Origin of the sequence: Seohaeicola zhoushanensis, from assembly GCF_014656415.1 — a bacterium.
Lineage (GTDB): Bacteria > Pseudomonadota > Alphaproteobacteria > Rhodobacterales > Rhodobacteraceae > Seohaeicola_A > Seohaeicola_A zhoushanensis.
This window is the reverse complement of the sequence record NZ_BNCJ01000005.1, coordinates 201,516-215,444: the sequence shown is the minus strand read 5'-3', so window position 1 is coordinate 215,444 and position 13,929 is coordinate 201,516. Positions and strand designations below refer to the sequence as shown.

Here is a 13,929-nt window from a genome sequence, read left to right as displayed (position 1 = left end):
CCGGCGGCCTCAGGGCCGCCGCCGCACCACCCGCACGTCGGCAAGGTCGACCGCAACCCCGTCCTCGGTCCGCGCGAAGGTCAGCGCCACCGGCTTGCCGGTCGTCTTCTCGGTGGTCTCGACCCGCGTCAGCCGCGGGTCGGGGCGCCACTTCTCCCCCCAGCGCGCCATGGCGTGAATCACCAGCCGCAGGTCACGGCATTTCTCGGTCGGCTCGTAGGCAAACCGCTTCGAGCCCTCGACGGCGACCTTCTCCAGGATCCCCGCCTCGCAGAGCTGGTTCAGCCGCCGCGTCAGCAGGTTGCGCGAGATCCCGAGGTTCTCCTGCAACTCGTTGAAGCGGACCTGTTTCTGGCTCAGCGCATCGCGCACGATAAGCAATGTCCACTGGTCGCCCAGGTCGACCAGCGCCTGCGCGATCGGGCAGAGGTGTTTTGCGTAATTCGCGGTGCTCATGGCCCGAGTCTGACATATTGAGTTGACTTTTTGAACTCTATTGTATTGCGTTCACTAAGTGAACCAAATATCGGAAATCCCGCCATGTCCCTCCAGCACGACCTGCTCACCGCGCCCATCGGCCGTCGCATCCTGCGCATGGCCGCGCCCAACGTGATCGCCATGCTGGCCTCGCTGGCCACCTCCATGGCCGAGGTCTGGTATGTCGGCCATCTCGGCACTGCGGCGCTGGCCGGGCTGGCGTTGGCCTTCCCGATGTACATGCTGAACCTGATGCTGGCGGCCGGCTCGATGGGCGGCGCGATCAGCGGCGCCATCGCCCAGCGGCTGGGGGCAAAGGACAGGGCAGGGGCCGAGGCGCTGGCCTTCCACGCGGTGGTTCTGGCGGTGCTGCTCTCGCTGGTCTCCTCCGGCGTCTTCCTGCTGCTGGGGCCGAAGATCTACGCGGCCCTCGGCGGGCGCGAGTCGGTGCTGGCCAATGCGCTGGCCTATTCCAACCTGTTCTTCCTCGGCTCGATCACGCTCTGGATCGCCAATACGCTGGCCGGGATCGTCCGTGCCACCGGGCACATGGGTGTCTCGGCGCGCGGGCTGATGACCGGCTCGGCGGTGCAGGTCGTCGCCGCAGGCCTGCTGGTCTTCGGCGCGGGCCCGCTGCCCGCCCTCGGCATCGGCGGGGCGGCGGCCGGCGCGGTGATCGGCTTCCTGGTCGCAACCGTCATCCTGCTGCACTTCCTGATGCGCCGCTGCACCGAGCTGACCCTGCGCCTCACCGGCATCCCGCTGCGCCTTTCGGTCTTCACCGACCTGCTGCGCGTCGGCGCGCTGGCCTCGGTCTCGCCCTTCACCTCGATCGCCACCGTACTCGCCATCACCACCTTCGTCGCCCGCCTCGGCCCCGACGCGCTGGCCGGCTACGGTATCGGCTCGCGGCTCGAATTCCTGATGATCCCGCTGGTCTTCGGCTTCGGCGCGGCGACCATCACCATGGTCGGCGTCCACTTCGGCGCCCGCGCCTATGCCCGTGGCCACCGCATCGCCTGGACCGCCGCCGCCATGAGCGCCTTGCTCACCGGCGCCATCGGCGCGGTGATGGCGCTGTTTCCCGGCCTCTGGGCCAATCTCTTCACCGATGTCGAGGCGGTGCGCGAGACGACGCGGCTCTACCTGCGCATCGTCGGCCCCTTCTACGCGCTCTTCGGCCTGGGCCAGTGCCTCTACTTCGCCAGCCAGGGCGCCCGGCGGATGCTCTGGCCGGTGCTGGCCTCGCTGCTGCGCTTCGCCACCGTATTCGCCGGCGGGCTGCTGCTGGGAGCACAGGCCGATACCGCCAGCATCTTCGCCCTGATCGCGCTCTCGCTCACCCTCTATGCGCTGGTCTCCGCCATCGCCATCTGGCGCGGCGCCTGGATGCGCGGCCTCGCGGCGGCCCCGGCTGAATAGGCAGGCAATAGCCGGGCGCCGAACCCCAGGTTTCTCTTCTTCAAAAATACTCGGGGGAGTCGCGCGGCACGCGCGGCGGGGGCAAGGCCCCCGAGGCGACGCCGCCCACGGGGCGTTGACGCCGGGCCCCGCCGGTAGGGCGGGGTTCACCCCGCCGCCCGCCCGGCCAATAAAAAGGCCGCGCCCCCGAAGCGGCGCGGCCTAATCCTGTCCGGCGGAGGCGCTTACTCGGCCGCCCAGCCGCCGACCGCCTTGACCTCAAGAAAGTCCTCGATGCCCCAGACGCCGCCTTCGCGCCCGTTGCCCGACTGCTTCATGCCGCCGAAGGGCGCGCCGGGGCTGCGCGGCTTGCCGTTCATCTCCACCATGCCCGAGCGCAGCTTGCGCGCCATCCGGTTGGCGCGCTCGCCGTCCTGGGTCTGGACGTAGTTGGTCAGGCCATAGACCGTGTCATTGGCGATCTCGACCGCCTCTTCCTCGGTGTCGAAGGGGATCATCGTCAGCACCGGGCCGAAGATCTCCTCCCGCGCGATGGTCATCTGGTTGTTGACGTCGGCAAAGACCGTCGGACGCACGAAGAAGCCGCGGTTGAAGCCCTCGGGCCGGCCGGGGCCGCCCGCGACCAGCCGCGCGCCTTCCTCGATGCCCTTCTCGATCAGCGCCTGGATCTTGTTGAACTGCACCTCGTTGACCACCGGCCCGATGTGCTTGCCCGGCTCATGCGCGCTGCCGACGGAGACCTTGCCGGCCACCTCGGCGGCGGTCTCGACCGCCTTCTCGTAGATCGGCCGCTGCACCAGCATCCGGCTCGGCGCGTTGCAGGACTGGCCCGAGTTGTTCATCATGTGCAGCACGCCGCGCTTGATGGCCGCGTCGTCGGCATCGGCGAAGACCACGTTGGCGCCCTTGCCGCCCAGCTCCAGGTGCACCTTCTTCAGCGTCTCGGCGGCGTTCTTCGAGATCAGCGTGCCGGCGCGGGTCGAGCCGGTGAAGCTCACCATGTCGACATCCGGGTGGCGCGACAGCTGGGTGCCGACGCCGGGCCCGTCGCCGTTCACCAGGTTGAACACGCCGGCCGGGAAGCCCGCCTCATGCATCATCTCGGCGAAGATCATCGCGTTCAGCGGGCTCTGCTCCGAGGGCTTGAGCACCATGGTGCAGCCCGCGATCGCCGCTGCGCCGACCTTCAGCGCGATCTGGTTCATCGGCCAGTTCCAGGGCGTGATCAGCGCCGCGACGCCGACCGCTTCCATGATGATGCGGTCATTGGGGAACTTCTCGGACAGCGGCTTCTCGAACTGGAAGTCCTTGGCCGCGCGCAGGAAGTTCTTGAGGTGGAAGATCCCGGCCCCGACCTGCGCGACCCGCGCCATGTCGATCGGCGCGCCCATCTCGGCGCTGATCGCCTGGGCGATGTCCTCGCCACGGGCCTCGTAGACCTGCACCAGCTTCTCGACCAGCGCGATCCGCTCCTCGGCGGGGCGATACATCCAGCCGGGCAGGGCGGCCTTGGCGGCGGCCACGGCGGCATTGGTATCGGCTTCGCCGCCCAGCGAGATCACCGCGCAGGGCTCCTCGGTCGAGGGATCGATCACCAGGCAATCATTGGGAACGGCCGGTTTCACCCACTCGCCGTTGATGTAGAACTCACGCTTTTCGATCATCCGAAACCTCCTTGGTCCTGCGTCTGCCAGCGTCCCGCCGGCGGAGTCGCGGCACTCTGTCACCGCGTAACGGGATGAGCAAGTCAGGGGGTGAAAGAAGCCGCCGAAGGGATTAGGTTGGCGGTCGAGGAACGCGACCTGCAACCACCACAAGGGGGAACTCCACATGGGTCTTCGCATCAACGACACCGTCCCGAACTTCACCGCCGAGACCGATCAGGGCACCATCACCTTCCACGACTGGATCGGTGACAGCTGGGCGATCCTGTTCTCGCACCCCAAGGATTTCACCCCGGTCTGCACCACCGAGTTCGGCGCCGTGGCGCAGCTGGCCGACGAATGGGCCAAGCGCAACACCAAGGTCATCGGCATCTCGGTCGATGGCGTCGAGGACCACAAGAAATGGAAGGGCGACATCGAGACCTACGCCGGCACCAAGGCCGGTTTCCCGATCATCGCCGATGACGGCCTCGCCGTCGCCAAGGCCTTCGACATGCTGCCCGCCGACGCCTACCTGCCCGATGGCCGCACGCCCGCGCACAGCGCCACCGTGCGCTCGGTCTTCATCATCGGCCCGGACAAGCAGCTGAAACTGTCGATGACCTACCCGATGACCGTGGGCCGCAACTTCGCCGAGGTGCTGCGTGCGCTCGACGCCCTCCAGATGTCCACCGGCAAGGGCGTTGCCATGCCGGCGAACTGGAACCTGGGCGATGATGTCATCATCCCGACCTCGGTGAGCGACGCCGACGCCAAGGCGAAGTATGGCGAGTTCACCACCCACTTCCCCTACCTGCGCACCACCAAGGCGCCGAAGTAATCAGCGCTGCTCATGCAGCCACGGGCGCGCGCGACAGACCGCGCGCGCCGAATACGGAAAGCTCCCGACATGGTCTCTTTGAAACGCTGGCTCGACCAGCGCCGCAACCCCTGGAAGGCCGAGCATTATGCCGGCCTCAAGGCCTGGCGTGCCGACAATGCGCAGAACACGCGGCTTCAGACCTATGACGGTCTTGGCCCCGAGGCGCTGGTTCTGGACGTGGGCGGGTTCGAGGGCCGATGGGCCGACCTGATCCTCGCCGCTCAGCCGAAGGCACGGATCCATGTGTTCGAGCCGCACCCCAGGTTCGTCAGCGCGCTCAGGACGAAATTCGCGGCCAGACCGAACGTTTCGGTGCACGATTTCGCCATTGGTGCCACCGCGGGCGCCCTTACGCTCAGCGACGATGGCGATGCCTCATCCGCCTTTGGTGGCAAGGGCGGCGCCTTGCAAGCGCCGATACGTCCTGTCGGCGAGGTCTTTTCCGAGCTGGGACTGGACCGGGTCGATCTGATGAAGGTCAATATCGAGGGGGGCGAATACGATCTGCTTCCTGCCCTGCTGGACAGCGGGCTGATCGCGCGCATCGCGCGGTTGCAGGTGCAGTTCCACCTGTTCGAACCGGCTCTGATCGACACCCGCGCCGCAATCTGCGCACGGCTGGCCGAAACACATGATTGCGCCTGGTCCTATCCGTTCATTTGGGAGGAATGGCGCCTGCGCTGATGCGCCGTCAGCTCCGTGACAACCGCCGCACCGCCGCGCGATAGCGCGCGCGGTGCCACTCCCGTGCGAACCGCTCGACCAGGCTCTTCTTCGCGCCGATGGTACTGCCGCCAACGACCTCGGCCCGGTCGGTCACGCCCGAGGGGCTGATCACCCCCAGCCTCAACCCGGTATGCCAGTGCATTTGCAGAAACGTGTCCACCGGTCGGTCAAAGGGTTCGGTCAGCGACAGCAGCCGTTCTGCGGCCCGGCGCGACACCAGCTGAGCCGAGGTCCGCAAGGGGGTCAGGAAGGGCTGCATGAGAACGGCCTCCCCTTGTCGATCAATTTCCGCCGCCGTCACCGGTCGGGTCTGGAACTGAATATAGCCCAACTGCGCCACATGGCGCCGTGCCAGCGTCAGCGCATCGGCGAACCCCGCCTCCAGCGCCATGTCATCCTCGATGATCAGCGCGGATTCGGCTTCGCTCGCGACCAGCCGGGACCAGGCCGCGCGATGGCTGAGAAAACAGCCGATCTCGCCCGGACGCAGCTCAAAGGGATACCTGGGGTTCAGCAAGCCGGGCTGGAAGGCGCGGGCACGCAGCTCCGGCGCCAGCGCGGCGCCGTCGACCGCCGGCAACAGCGTGGTATCCGGCAGCCGTGCCACCAGCGCATCAGCCTGCGCGCGCCGGTCCTCGGCGCGTTCCAGATGAATGACAAAGCCGATCAGATCCATCCCGGACCTCCATGCCGCCATGCCTGCTTCAGCGCGGGCTGAACGAAAAAGGCCCAGACAGCATGTCCGGGCCTTTCCATGTCTGCAAGACCAGAGGCTTATTCGGCTTCGGCTTCCGCCTCGGCCTTTTCCTTCTTGATCTCTTCACCGGTCTCCTGGTCGACAACCTTCATCGACAGGCGGACCTTGCCGCGCTCGTCAAAGCCCAGCAACTTGACCCAGACCTCCTGGCCTTCCTTCAGAACGTCCGAAGGATGGTTCAGGCGGCGGTTCTCGATCTGGCTGACGTGAACCAGACCGTCGCGCTTGCCGAAGAAGTTCACGAAGGCGCCGAAATCGACGATCTTCACGACCTTGCCCTTGTAGACGCCGCCTTCTTCCGGCTCTGCCACGATCGACCAGATCATGTCATAGGCCTTCTTGATGGCATCGCCGTTGGCCGAGGCGATCTTGATCACGCCGTCGTCGTTGATGTCGACCTTGGCGCCCGAAACCTCGACGATCTCGCGGATCACCTTGCCGCCCGAGCCGATCACTTCACGGATCTTGTCGGTCGGGATCTGCATGGTCTCGATGCGCGGCGCGTGAACGCTGAACGCATTGGCCGAGGACAGTGCCTTGGACATTTCGCCGAGGATGTGGAGGCGGCCGTCCTTGGCCTGGGCCAGGGCTTTCTCCATGATCTCGGGGGTGATGCCCGCGACCTTGATGTCCATCTGCAGCGAGGTGATGCCCTTCTCGGTGCCAGCCACCTTGAAGTCCATGTCGCCGAGGTGGTCCTCGTCGCCCAGGATGTCCGACAGCACCGCGTAGGAACCGTCATCTTCCAGGATCAGGCCCATCGCAACACCGGCAACCGGCGCCTTCAGCGGCACGCCCGCGTCCATCATCGACAGCGACCCGCCACAGACCGAAGCCATCGACGAGGAACCGTTCGACTCGGTGATCTCCGACACCACGCGAATGGTGTAGGGGAAGTCGGTCGGGGCCGGCAGGACAGCCTGCAGCGCGCGCCAGGCAAGCTTGCCGTGGCCGATTTCACGGCGGCCGGGCGAACCCACGCGGCCAACTTCACCCACCGAGTAGGGGGGGAAGTTGTAGTGCAGCAGGAAGTTCGATTTGAAGTTGCCGTGCAGCGCGTCGATGAACTGCTCGTCATCGCCGGTGCCCAGCGTGGTCACGACCAGGCCCTGGGTTTCACCGCGGGTGAACAGCGCAGACCCGTGGGTCCGCGGCAGCAGGCCGGTTTCGCAGACGATCGGACGGATCTGGGTCGTGGTACGCCCGTCGATCCGCTTGCCGGTCTTCACCACGTCGCCGCGCAGGATCGAGGCCTCGAGCTTCTTCAGCGAGGAACCGAGGTTGGCATCGGCGGCCTGCTCTTCGCTCAGCGACGCGACGATCTTCTCGCGGGCTGCGGCGACGGCTGCGGTGCGCTCCTGCTTGTCGGCAATCGCGAAGGCGGCGCGCATGTCGGCCTCGCCGGCGGCCTTCACCGCGGCATAGAGCTCCGAGTAGTCCACCGGCTGGAAGTCGAAGGGCTCTTTCGCGGCGTCTTCGGCCAGCGAGATGATCAGGTCGATCACCGGCTGGATCTGCTCATGCGCGAAGACCACGGCGCCCAGCATCTCGGCCTCGGTCAGCTCGTAGGCTTCCGATTCCACCATCATCACCGCGTCCTTGGTGCCGGCGACCACCAGGTCGAGGCGCTGGTCGGGGTTCAGGCGCAGGTCCTGCATGTCGTCGACGGTCGGGTTCAGGATGTATTCTCCATCCTCGAAGCCGACGCGGCAACCGGCGATCGGGCCCATGAAGGGCGCGCCCGAGATGGTCAGCGCGGCCGAGGCGGCGATCATGGCGACGACGTCGGGGTCGTTGACCAGGTCATGGCTCAGCACGGTGCACATCACCAGCACTTCGTTCTTGAAGCCGGGGACGAACAGCGGGCGGATCGGACGGTCGATCAGGCGCGCGGTCAGCGTTTCCTTTTCGGTCGGCCGCGCTTCGCGCTTGAAGAAGCCGCCGGGGATCTTGCCGGCAGCATAGTATTTCTCTTGGTAGTGAACGGTCAGCGGGAAGAAGTCCTGACCCGGCTTCGGCGCCTTGGCGAAGGTCACGTTTGCCATGACCGAGGTCTCGCCCAGCGTGGCGATCACGGTGCCGTCAGCCTGACGCGCGATTTTCCCCGTTTCCAGCGTGAGCGTCTCTTCGCCCCACTGCATGCTTTTCTTGGTAATGTTGAACATCGTCGTATCCTGTAAGGGAGCACTCCCGGCCCTCCGGGTCTCCCGTTTGCATGGCGGCCCCATTGCCGCCGCCCCCTATCCTGTTGCACGCGCCCGGGGGCCAAAGGCGTCACGTCTCAGATGCGCGGGCCATACAGGAGTACGGCCGGGAAGGGAAGCGAATGATTCGGGGCGCGGCAATCTGGCGGGGTCCGGCCGGGACGTCGGGGCAGGGCGCCGAATTTGCCCCCGTCCTGCCCAAGCCCTGCCGCATTCGCCGGCTCTTCTGGCCGTTCAAGGCAGAGCCCCCGCGCGGGGCTCCTTCGCATCGGGCGCTGGCCGCCGGCAGGCCCCATGTCATCGGGTAGGGAAAAGAACGTGAAGACAAGACTTGTCGCGCTGCTTGCTGTGGTTTTGGCGCTGGTGACGGGCTGTGGCGAGCCGATGACCGGCCGCGGCGCCAACGCGCGCATCCTCGCCATGGGCGATTCCATGCTGGCCTGGAACCGCTCGGGCGAGCAGGCCATCGCCGACGAGGTCGAGCAGATCCTGCACCAGCCGGTGATCGACCGCTCGGTGGTCGGGGCGCATGTGATCTACGAGCTGCCGATCAGCGGCAAGCTCGGCATGAAGATCGTCAACCAGTATCGCTCCGGCGACTGGGACTGGGTCATCCTGAACGGCGGCGGCAACGACCTCTGGCTCGGCTGCGGCTGTGCCTTCTGCGACCGTCGGCTCGACCGGCTGGTCGCGCCCGACGGCCAGTCCGGCGACATCGTCAACATGGTCTCGATGCTGCGCTCGACCGGCGCCCGCGTGGTCTATGTCGGCTACCTGCGCAGCCCCGGTTTCGGCTCGCCGATCGAACATTGCCGCGACGAGGGCCGCGAACTCGACGCCCGCCTGGCGCGGATGGCGGCGCAGGACAGCGGCACCTATTTCGTCTCGCTCGAAGACCTGGTGCCCTATGGTGACAAGAGCTTCCACGACTTCGACCACATCCACCCCTCGGTCAAGGGCAGCGCAGAGATCGCCGCCCGCGTGGCGAAGGTGATCGCCGAGGCGGGACCGGTCCGCGCGAACTGAGCCGCGACTGCAGCCGCCAAATCTTGACTTTGAGGTGGCATTTTGCTACCTTCAGGTCAACAAAGGAGGCGATCATGGCGCAATCCGTGAAGCTGGCCGACGACATCATGGCGTTGATCCGCCGCGAGGCCGACTTGCAAAGCCGCTCTGTCGCGGGGCAGATCACCCATTGGGTCCGCCTCGGCCGCGCGATGGAACGCTCGGGCCAATTCGATCACGCCCGCCTGACGGCGGCGCTCGAAGGCAGTCTCGACACCACCGAACTCGCCCCGCAGGAAGAGGCGGCCTGGCTCGATGCCTTCACCGAGAAGATGGGCCAGCCCTCCGAGGCCGAGGAGGAGTTCTTCGCCCGCCGGAAAGCGCTGGGCAGGGGCGTCGGGCGCGACGCCTCCGGCCATCTGGTCCGTGCCGAGGATGACGCCGCAGCATGAGGCCCAGCCTCGTGCTTCTGGCTGGCCCCAACGGCGCCGGCAAATCCACCCTCTACCAGACCCGTGTCGCCCCTTCATTCGCAGGGCCGTTCATCAACGCCGACATTATCCAGCGCGACGAGTTGCAGGACGCCTCGATGCAGGCCTCCTACGAGGCCGCCCGCATCGCTGGAACCCGCCGGGACGAGATGCTGGCGGCCGGGCGCAGTTTCGCCACCGAAACGGTGTTCTCGCACCCTTCGAAGCTTGAGATCATCGAAACGGCCCGTGCGCGCGGCTACATTGTCGTTGTCATGCATGTGGGCGTCGAAGGCGCCGACCTGTCGGTCGCCCGCGTCCGGGGGCGCCACGAGGAGGGCGGGCATGATGTACCCGAGGACAAGATTCGGGCCCGCTACGACCGGGGCCAGGCGTTGATCCGCGCGGCGGTGTTGCGGGCCGACCGTGGCATTGTCTTCGACAACTCGCGCTTGAATGCGCCGCCCCGGCAGATGCTGGTCTTCGCCGAGGGCCGCCTGACCATGGCCGCTCCGATCCTGCCCGCGTGGATCCTCGCCACCTATGCCGCCGATCTGGCGATCTGACCCCATCCCCAAACGAAAAACGGCACCCCAGAGGGATGCCGTTTCCTGTCCGTCGTTCTATGTCGGGCGGTGTGAACCCGCCCGGAACTCAGCGGCGCAGGCCCAGACGCTCGATCAGCGAGGCGTAGCGGGCTTGGTCCTTGCCCTTGACGTAGTCCAGCAGCTTGCGGCGCTGGGCAACCATCATGAGCAGGCCACGGCGGCCGTGGTTGTCTTTCTTGTGGGTCTTGAAGTGCTCGGTGAGCGTCGCGATGCGCGAGGACAGGATCGCAACCTGGACTTCCGGCGAACCGGTGTCGCCTTCCTTGGTTGCAAATTCCTTCATCAGGCGCTGCTTTTCTTCGGCGGTGATCGACATCGGGGTCTCCTTCAGGGTTAGAGGAATGGCGCAGGCCGGGATGTCGTCCAGCACAGGCCCGTGGAGATATGCGGCGGACGCGAATCCGGCGCACCGGCGGCGTATAGGCATGTTTGACGCAAATGGCAAAGGGAGATTGCGCGCGGGTCCCCTTGCGTGTCGCGCTAACCCCAGGGCTCGGCCTGCCGCGCCGAGGCGATGTAGAGCGGATGGCGCGGCGCGCCGTCCTTGGTCAGGCCCAGCACCAGCAACGGCCGGCCACAGCCACGCAGCATCTCGCGCACCGCGGCGCCGCGCCCGCGATGCACCCCATGCGCGCCCCAGGCCGCCAGCACCGCATCCGCGCGGCCCGCCGCCGCCAGGATCGCCGCGTCATTGTCGGGCCCCACCGGCTCGGCGGCGGCCTTCAGGTCGCGCGGATCGGTGGCCCGCCAGGCGAATAGGTTCACCACCTCGTAGCCGCCGAACCCCATCGCCCGCGCCCGCGCCTCGCAGCGCGCCACGGTCGGGTCGTTGCGCATCTCGTCCGCCTTCGAGGGGTTCAGCATGACGAAGGCCAGCCGAGGGCCGGCTTCGTCCCAGACCCGCGTCAGGCTGTAGCGATAGGCCTCGCACACCGAGTAGACCACGCGCGAGGCCACGCCATCAGCCAGATGCGCGCGCACCAGGCTCACAGCAGGAAGTGCTCCGCCGTCAGCGCGCCCGCCAGCACCGGCCCCCAGGGCTGAAGGTCGCCGCCGCCGATATCGGCCACCCACCAGTCCGGGCTGGTGTTCTGGAAATAGGCGAAATCCGGGTGCTCATAGCTGAAATGCAGCTCCGCCCCCGGCGCGATCAGGAACAGGCCCTCATGGTCGCCGGTGGTCTGCACCCCCTCGATCAGCGCGGTGATCTCCAGCGCCGACAGGTCGATCCGGTCCTTGGCCGAGATATCGGCGAAGACAATGCTCTTGGTCTGGCCCTGGTCAAACGCCCATTGCGTCCAGTCGATGCGGCCCACCAGCTTCACCACATCCGCCCCGGCCCCGGTGCGGATCACCAGGTCCTCCCGGCTCTCGGGCAGGCGGTTCACCACGAGCCGCAGGTGTTCGTCGCCCTTCGACAGGCGGATCCGCTCGAATTCGTTGGAAAACACCGTGAGCTGGCCGGGCAGGGGGGACTCCACCGCCAGCACCTCGACATGCCGGACCCGCACCGCGCCGGCACTCTCGACGATGACCTTGTCCCAGCCGCCATCACGGAACTCGAGGATCCGGTCGCCGGGGTCGTCGAAGGCGAAGGTGTCCCGCCCCGCGCCACCGATCATCACGTCGGCGCCTGCGCCCCCGTCCAGCCGGTCCGCCCCGCCGCGCCCCACCAGCAGGTCGCGCCCCGCGCCACCGCTCAGCAGGTTCGCCCGGTTCGACCCGATCAGGATATCGGCATCCGTCGCCGCGCCGTCCTGCGCGGTGCCGTCCCCGAACAGGTCCTGCTGCGCGGAGGAGGCCACCAGCAGCTCTTCGCTGGCGAAATCGACGAACTTCGCAAACCGCGCGCTCACCACCTCGATGGCAGGGCGCATCTCGGCATGGATGTCCTGCAGCCCCTGTCCGGCATAGCTCTCCGGGTTCCAGGCCGCCTCGTAGGCGAGGATATGGTCGCGATGCGCCGCATAGGTCCGCCCCGCCTGCAGCGCATCGCCGAAATCGGGGCCGCCGCCGCCATGCAGCCCGAAGGTCTCGGCCTCGATATAGCGCCGCTTGGCGATCCCGTTCTGGAACTGCGCCAGGCTGGTCTGCGCCTCGTAGCGGATCTGGTACCAGGCCTCGGCATGATTGCCTGCCAGCACGGCCTCCATGAAGGCGCCCATCTTCGAGGTCACCGCCCCGGCGCCCCGGTTGTAGGTGACCGAGACCAGCGCCGCCCGCTCCATCGAACCGGGCATCCCCAGTTGGTCCGCCGGCCCCTCGTAGCGCCCGAAGGTCTCGCCCAGCAGCGCCTTGGCCTCGGACAGGCTCAGCACATGGGTGAAGTCGTTCAGCGCGATGGCGGTGCGCGTGGCATTGTCCGCCGCCGCGTCGATCCGGCCAAGCACCGCCCATTCGTCAAGCGTCAGCGCGATCCCCGCCGCCTGCCAGATCGCGACGTTGTCGCTGCGGCTGAAGGTATAGCCATAACCGATGCTCGCCACCCCGTCGCCGATATCGCGTGCCCGCCCGATGAAGCCTTCGAGCCGGGCGATCAGGTCGACCACCGCCATCCGGTAGGCATCGGGTGTGAGGAGGGTATAGTCGAGCATGGCATTCCCTTGCAGGCCGGAGCGAGCCTATCGGCCCGCCCGGCGAGGTCAAGTCAGCCGTGGAAGACGCGAACCGGGTGCAGCTCGCCCGCCTTGTAGATGCCGACGGCCACCGCACGGCCCTCGTAGCTGGCCCAGGCCTCCTCGCCGTATTCCACGTCCGAGGCAAAGACCATGCCGGGGTTGCCGTTCCGCAGTCGCGCCGCGCCTTCGGGCGTCGCCTTCAGCTCGGGCAGGTCGGCGAGGCCGACTTCCAGCGGCTGGATATGGGCGTCGAGCTCGGGCGATTTCGCCATCCGCTCGACATCGTCCAGCGAAAGCCCGTCGGCGGCGTCGAAGGGCCCCGACCAGATCCGCCGCAGCTTGGTGACATGGCCATGGCAGCCCAGCGCCCGGCCCAGGTCGCGCGCGATGGCGCGCACGTAGCCGCCCTTGCCGCAGGTCAGCTCCAGGGTGACGTGGTCGGCATCGGGCCGCCCGGTCATCACCAGTTCCTCGACCCAGAGGGGCCGGGCGGCGATCTCCATTTCCTCGCCGTCGCGGGCGCGCTTGTAAGCGCGTTCGCCGTCGATCTTCACCGCGCTGAACTGCGGCGGCACCTGCATGATGTCGCCGACAAAGGCGTGCAGGGCTTCCTTGATCTGCTCGTCCGTCGGGCGCAGGTCGCTCTCGGCGATCACCTCGCCCTCGGCATCGTCGGTATTGGTCGCCTGGCCCAGCCGCACGGTGAAGGCATAGGCCTTCAGCGCGTCGGTGATATAGGGCACGGTCTTGGTCGCATCGCCCAGCGCCACGGCCAGAACGCCGGTCGCCTCGGGGTCGAGCGTGCCTGCATGGCCGGCCTTCTTCGCCCCCAGCGCCCAGCGCACCTTGTTGACCACGGCCGTCGAGGTCGGCCCGGCCGGCTTGTCGATCACCAGCCACCCCGTCACGTCGCGCCCTTTTCGTGCCATGTCCTGCGTCCTCTTTTGCGGATGGCGGCTTATACGTCACGCCCGCGCGCGGTCAACCGGGAAGGGGCTCCCCGCATCCCCCCCCGCCCGGAACAAGCCGAAGGCGCCGGGCGAGCGCGTCGCCATTGTCGCTCGGACCAAGGGCGAGCGTCCGATCCCCGCACCACCCCGCCCGGAACAAGCCGAA

General features: G+C 67.4%; 14 protein-coding genes. 6 read left to right on the top strand and 8 right to left on the bottom strand.

Annotated features, from left to right (window positions below; genetic code table 11):
• Positions 1-9 precede the first annotated feature (9 nt).
• Positions 10-456 carry a winged helix-turn-helix transcriptional regulator gene (locus IE266_RS12105; protein ID WP_189680347.1) on the bottom strand — a complete coding sequence of 149 codons (447 nt, stop codon included), beginning with the start codon at positions 454-456 and terminating at the stop codon, positions 10-12.
• Between the two features lie 84 nt (positions 457-540).
• On the opposite strand from IE266_RS12105, the gene IE266_RS12100 reads away from it, so the two are divergent.
• The gene (locus tag IE266_RS12100) at positions 541-1,899 is read left to right on the top strand and encodes an MATE family efflux transporter (protein ID WP_189680346.1); all 1,359 of its coding nucleotides are present in this window, start codon (positions 541-543) and stop codon (positions 1,897-1,899) included.
• Positions 1,900-2,123: 224 nt separating this feature from the next.
• Here the strand turns inward: IE266_RS12100 and IE266_RS12095 are convergent, their stop codons facing one another.
• A complete protein-coding gene (locus tag IE266_RS12095) occupies positions 2,124-3,563 on the bottom strand; it encodes an aldehyde dehydrogenase family protein (protein ID WP_189680345.1) in 1,440 nt (479 codons plus the stop codon).
• Positions 3,564-3,729: 166 nt separating this feature from the next.
• On the opposite strand from IE266_RS12095, the gene IE266_RS12090 reads away from it, so the two are divergent.
• Together IE266_RS12090 and IE266_RS12085 are read left to right on the top strand one after the other, a co-directional pair.
• The gene (locus IE266_RS12090; RefSeq protein ID WP_189680344.1) at positions 3,730-4,383 is read left to right on the top strand and encodes a peroxiredoxin; all 654 of its coding nucleotides are present in this window, start codon (positions 3,730-3,732) and stop codon (positions 4,381-4,383) included.
• Positions 4,384-4,452: 69 nt separating this feature from the next.
• Positions 4,453-5,109, top strand: coding sequence for an FkbM family methyltransferase (locus tag IE266_RS12085; protein WP_189680343.1), 657 nt, complete (start codon positions 4,453-4,455; stop codon positions 5,107-5,109).
• 7 nt (positions 5,110-5,116) lie between these two features.
• Here the strand turns inward: IE266_RS12085 and IE266_RS12080 are convergent, their stop codons facing one another.
• Together IE266_RS12080 and pnp are read right to left on the bottom strand one after the other, a co-directional pair.
• Positions 5,117-5,827: a glycosyltransferase family 25 protein gene (locus tag IE266_RS12080; RefSeq protein ID WP_189680342.1), complete on the bottom strand. Its 711-nt coding sequence runs from the start codon at positions 5,825-5,827 to the stop codon at positions 5,117-5,119.
• 98 nt (positions 5,828-5,925) lie between these two features.
• Positions 5,926-8,073: a polyribonucleotide nucleotidyltransferase gene (pnp, locus tag IE266_RS12075; RefSeq protein ID WP_189680341.1), complete on the bottom strand. Its 2,148-nt coding sequence runs from the start codon at positions 8,071-8,073 to the stop codon at positions 5,926-5,928.
• A 357-nt stretch (positions 8,074-8,430) separates the two neighbouring features.
• Between pnp and IE266_RS12070 the strand changes: the two genes are divergently transcribed.
• The 3 genes from IE266_RS12070 (at position 8,431) to IE266_RS12060 (ending at position 10,153) form a co-directional block, all read left to right on the top strand.
• Positions 8,431-9,138, top strand: coding sequence for an SGNH/GDSL hydrolase family protein (locus tag IE266_RS12070; RefSeq protein WP_229864054.1), 708 nt, complete (start codon positions 8,431-8,433; stop codon positions 9,136-9,138).
• A gap of 74 nt (positions 9,139-9,212) precedes the next feature.
• Complete coding sequence (locus tag IE266_RS12065; RefSeq protein WP_189680339.1) at positions 9,213-9,569, top strand: TA system antitoxin ParD family protein; 357 nt, start codon at positions 9,213-9,215, stop codon at positions 9,567-9,569.
• Positions 9,566-10,153 carry an ATPase gene (locus tag IE266_RS12060; protein WP_189680338.1) on the top strand — a complete coding sequence of 196 codons (588 nt, stop codon included), beginning with the start codon at positions 9,566-9,568 and terminating at the stop codon, positions 10,151-10,153. The genes IE266_RS12065 and IE266_RS12060 overlap by 4 nt, the downstream gene beginning before the upstream one ends.
• A gap of 88 nt (positions 10,154-10,241) precedes the next feature.
• Here the strand turns inward: IE266_RS12060 and rpsO are convergent, their stop codons facing one another.
• From rpsO to truB, 4 genes are all read right to left on the bottom strand, one after another.
• Positions 10,242-10,511 (bottom strand): 30S ribosomal protein S15, encoded by a 270-nt coding sequence (gene rpsO, locus IE266_RS12055; RefSeq protein WP_189680337.1) that lies wholly within the window; start codon positions 10,509-10,511, stop codon positions 10,242-10,244.
• A 164-nt stretch (positions 10,512-10,675) separates the two neighbouring features.
• Positions 10,676-11,185 carry a DUF1643 domain-containing protein gene (locus tag IE266_RS12050; RefSeq protein WP_373310568.1) on the bottom strand — a complete coding sequence of 170 codons (510 nt, stop codon included), beginning with the start codon at positions 11,183-11,185 and terminating at the stop codon, positions 10,676-10,678.
• Positions 11,182-12,789 (bottom strand): hypothetical protein, encoded by a 1,608-nt coding sequence (locus IE266_RS27250; protein WP_308434590.1) that lies wholly within the window; start codon positions 12,787-12,789, stop codon positions 11,182-11,184. The genes IE266_RS12050 and IE266_RS27250 overlap by 4 nt, the downstream gene beginning before the upstream one ends.
• Before the next feature lie 53 nt (positions 12,790-12,842).
• A complete protein-coding gene (gene truB, locus IE266_RS12040; RefSeq protein ID WP_189680336.1) occupies positions 12,843-13,742 on the bottom strand; it encodes a tRNA pseudouridine(55) synthase TruB in 900 nt (299 codons plus the stop codon).
• Positions 13,743-13,929: the final 187 nt, after the last annotated feature.

What these genes read in the sequence shown, in the direction of transcription:
- IE266_RS12105 (WP_189680347.1), bottom strand. Translation starts at nt 456, where the DNA reads ATGAGCACCGCGAATTACGCAAAACACCTCTGCCCGATCGCGCAGGCG.
- IE266_RS12100 (WP_189680346.1), top strand. Translation starts at nt 541, where the DNA reads ATGTCCCTCCAGCACGACCTGCTCACCGCGCCCATCGGCCGTCGCATC.
- IE266_RS12095 (WP_189680345.1), bottom strand. Translation starts at nt 3,563, where the DNA reads ATGATCGAAAAGCGTGAGTTCTACATCAACGGCGAGTGGGTGAAACCG.
- IE266_RS12090 (WP_189680344.1), top strand. Translation starts at nt 3,730, where the DNA reads ATGGGTCTTCGCATCAACGACACCGTCCCGAACTTCACCGCCGAGACC.
- IE266_RS12085 (WP_189680343.1), top strand. Translation starts at nt 4,453, where the DNA reads ATGGTCTCTTTGAAACGCTGGCTCGACCAGCGCCGCAACCCCTGGAAG.
- IE266_RS12080 (WP_189680342.1), bottom strand. Translation starts at nt 5,827, where the DNA reads ATGGATCTGATCGGCTTTGTCATTCATCTGGAACGCGCCGAGGACCGG.
- pnp (WP_189680341.1), bottom strand. Translation starts at nt 8,073, where the DNA reads ATGTTCAACATTACCAAGAAAAGCATGCAGTGGGGCGAAGAGACGCTC.
- IE266_RS12065 (WP_189680339.1), top strand. Translation starts at nt 9,213, where the DNA reads ATGGCGCAATCCGTGAAGCTGGCCGACGACATCATGGCGTTGATCCGC.
- IE266_RS12060 (WP_189680338.1), top strand. Translation starts at nt 9,566, where the DNA reads ATGAGGCCCAGCCTCGTGCTTCTGGCTGGCCCCAACGGCGCCGGCAAA.
- rpsO (WP_189680337.1), bottom strand. Translation starts at nt 10,511, where the DNA reads ATGTCGATCACCGCCGAAGAAAAGCAGCGCCTGATGAAGGAATTTGCA.
- IE266_RS27250 (WP_308434590.1), bottom strand. Translation starts at nt 12,789, where the DNA reads ATGCTCGACTATACCCTCCTCACACCCGATGCCTACCGGATGGCGGTG.
- truB (WP_189680336.1), bottom strand. Translation starts at nt 13,742, where the DNA reads ATGGCACGAAAAGGGCGCGACGTGACGGGGTGGCTGGTGATCGACAAG.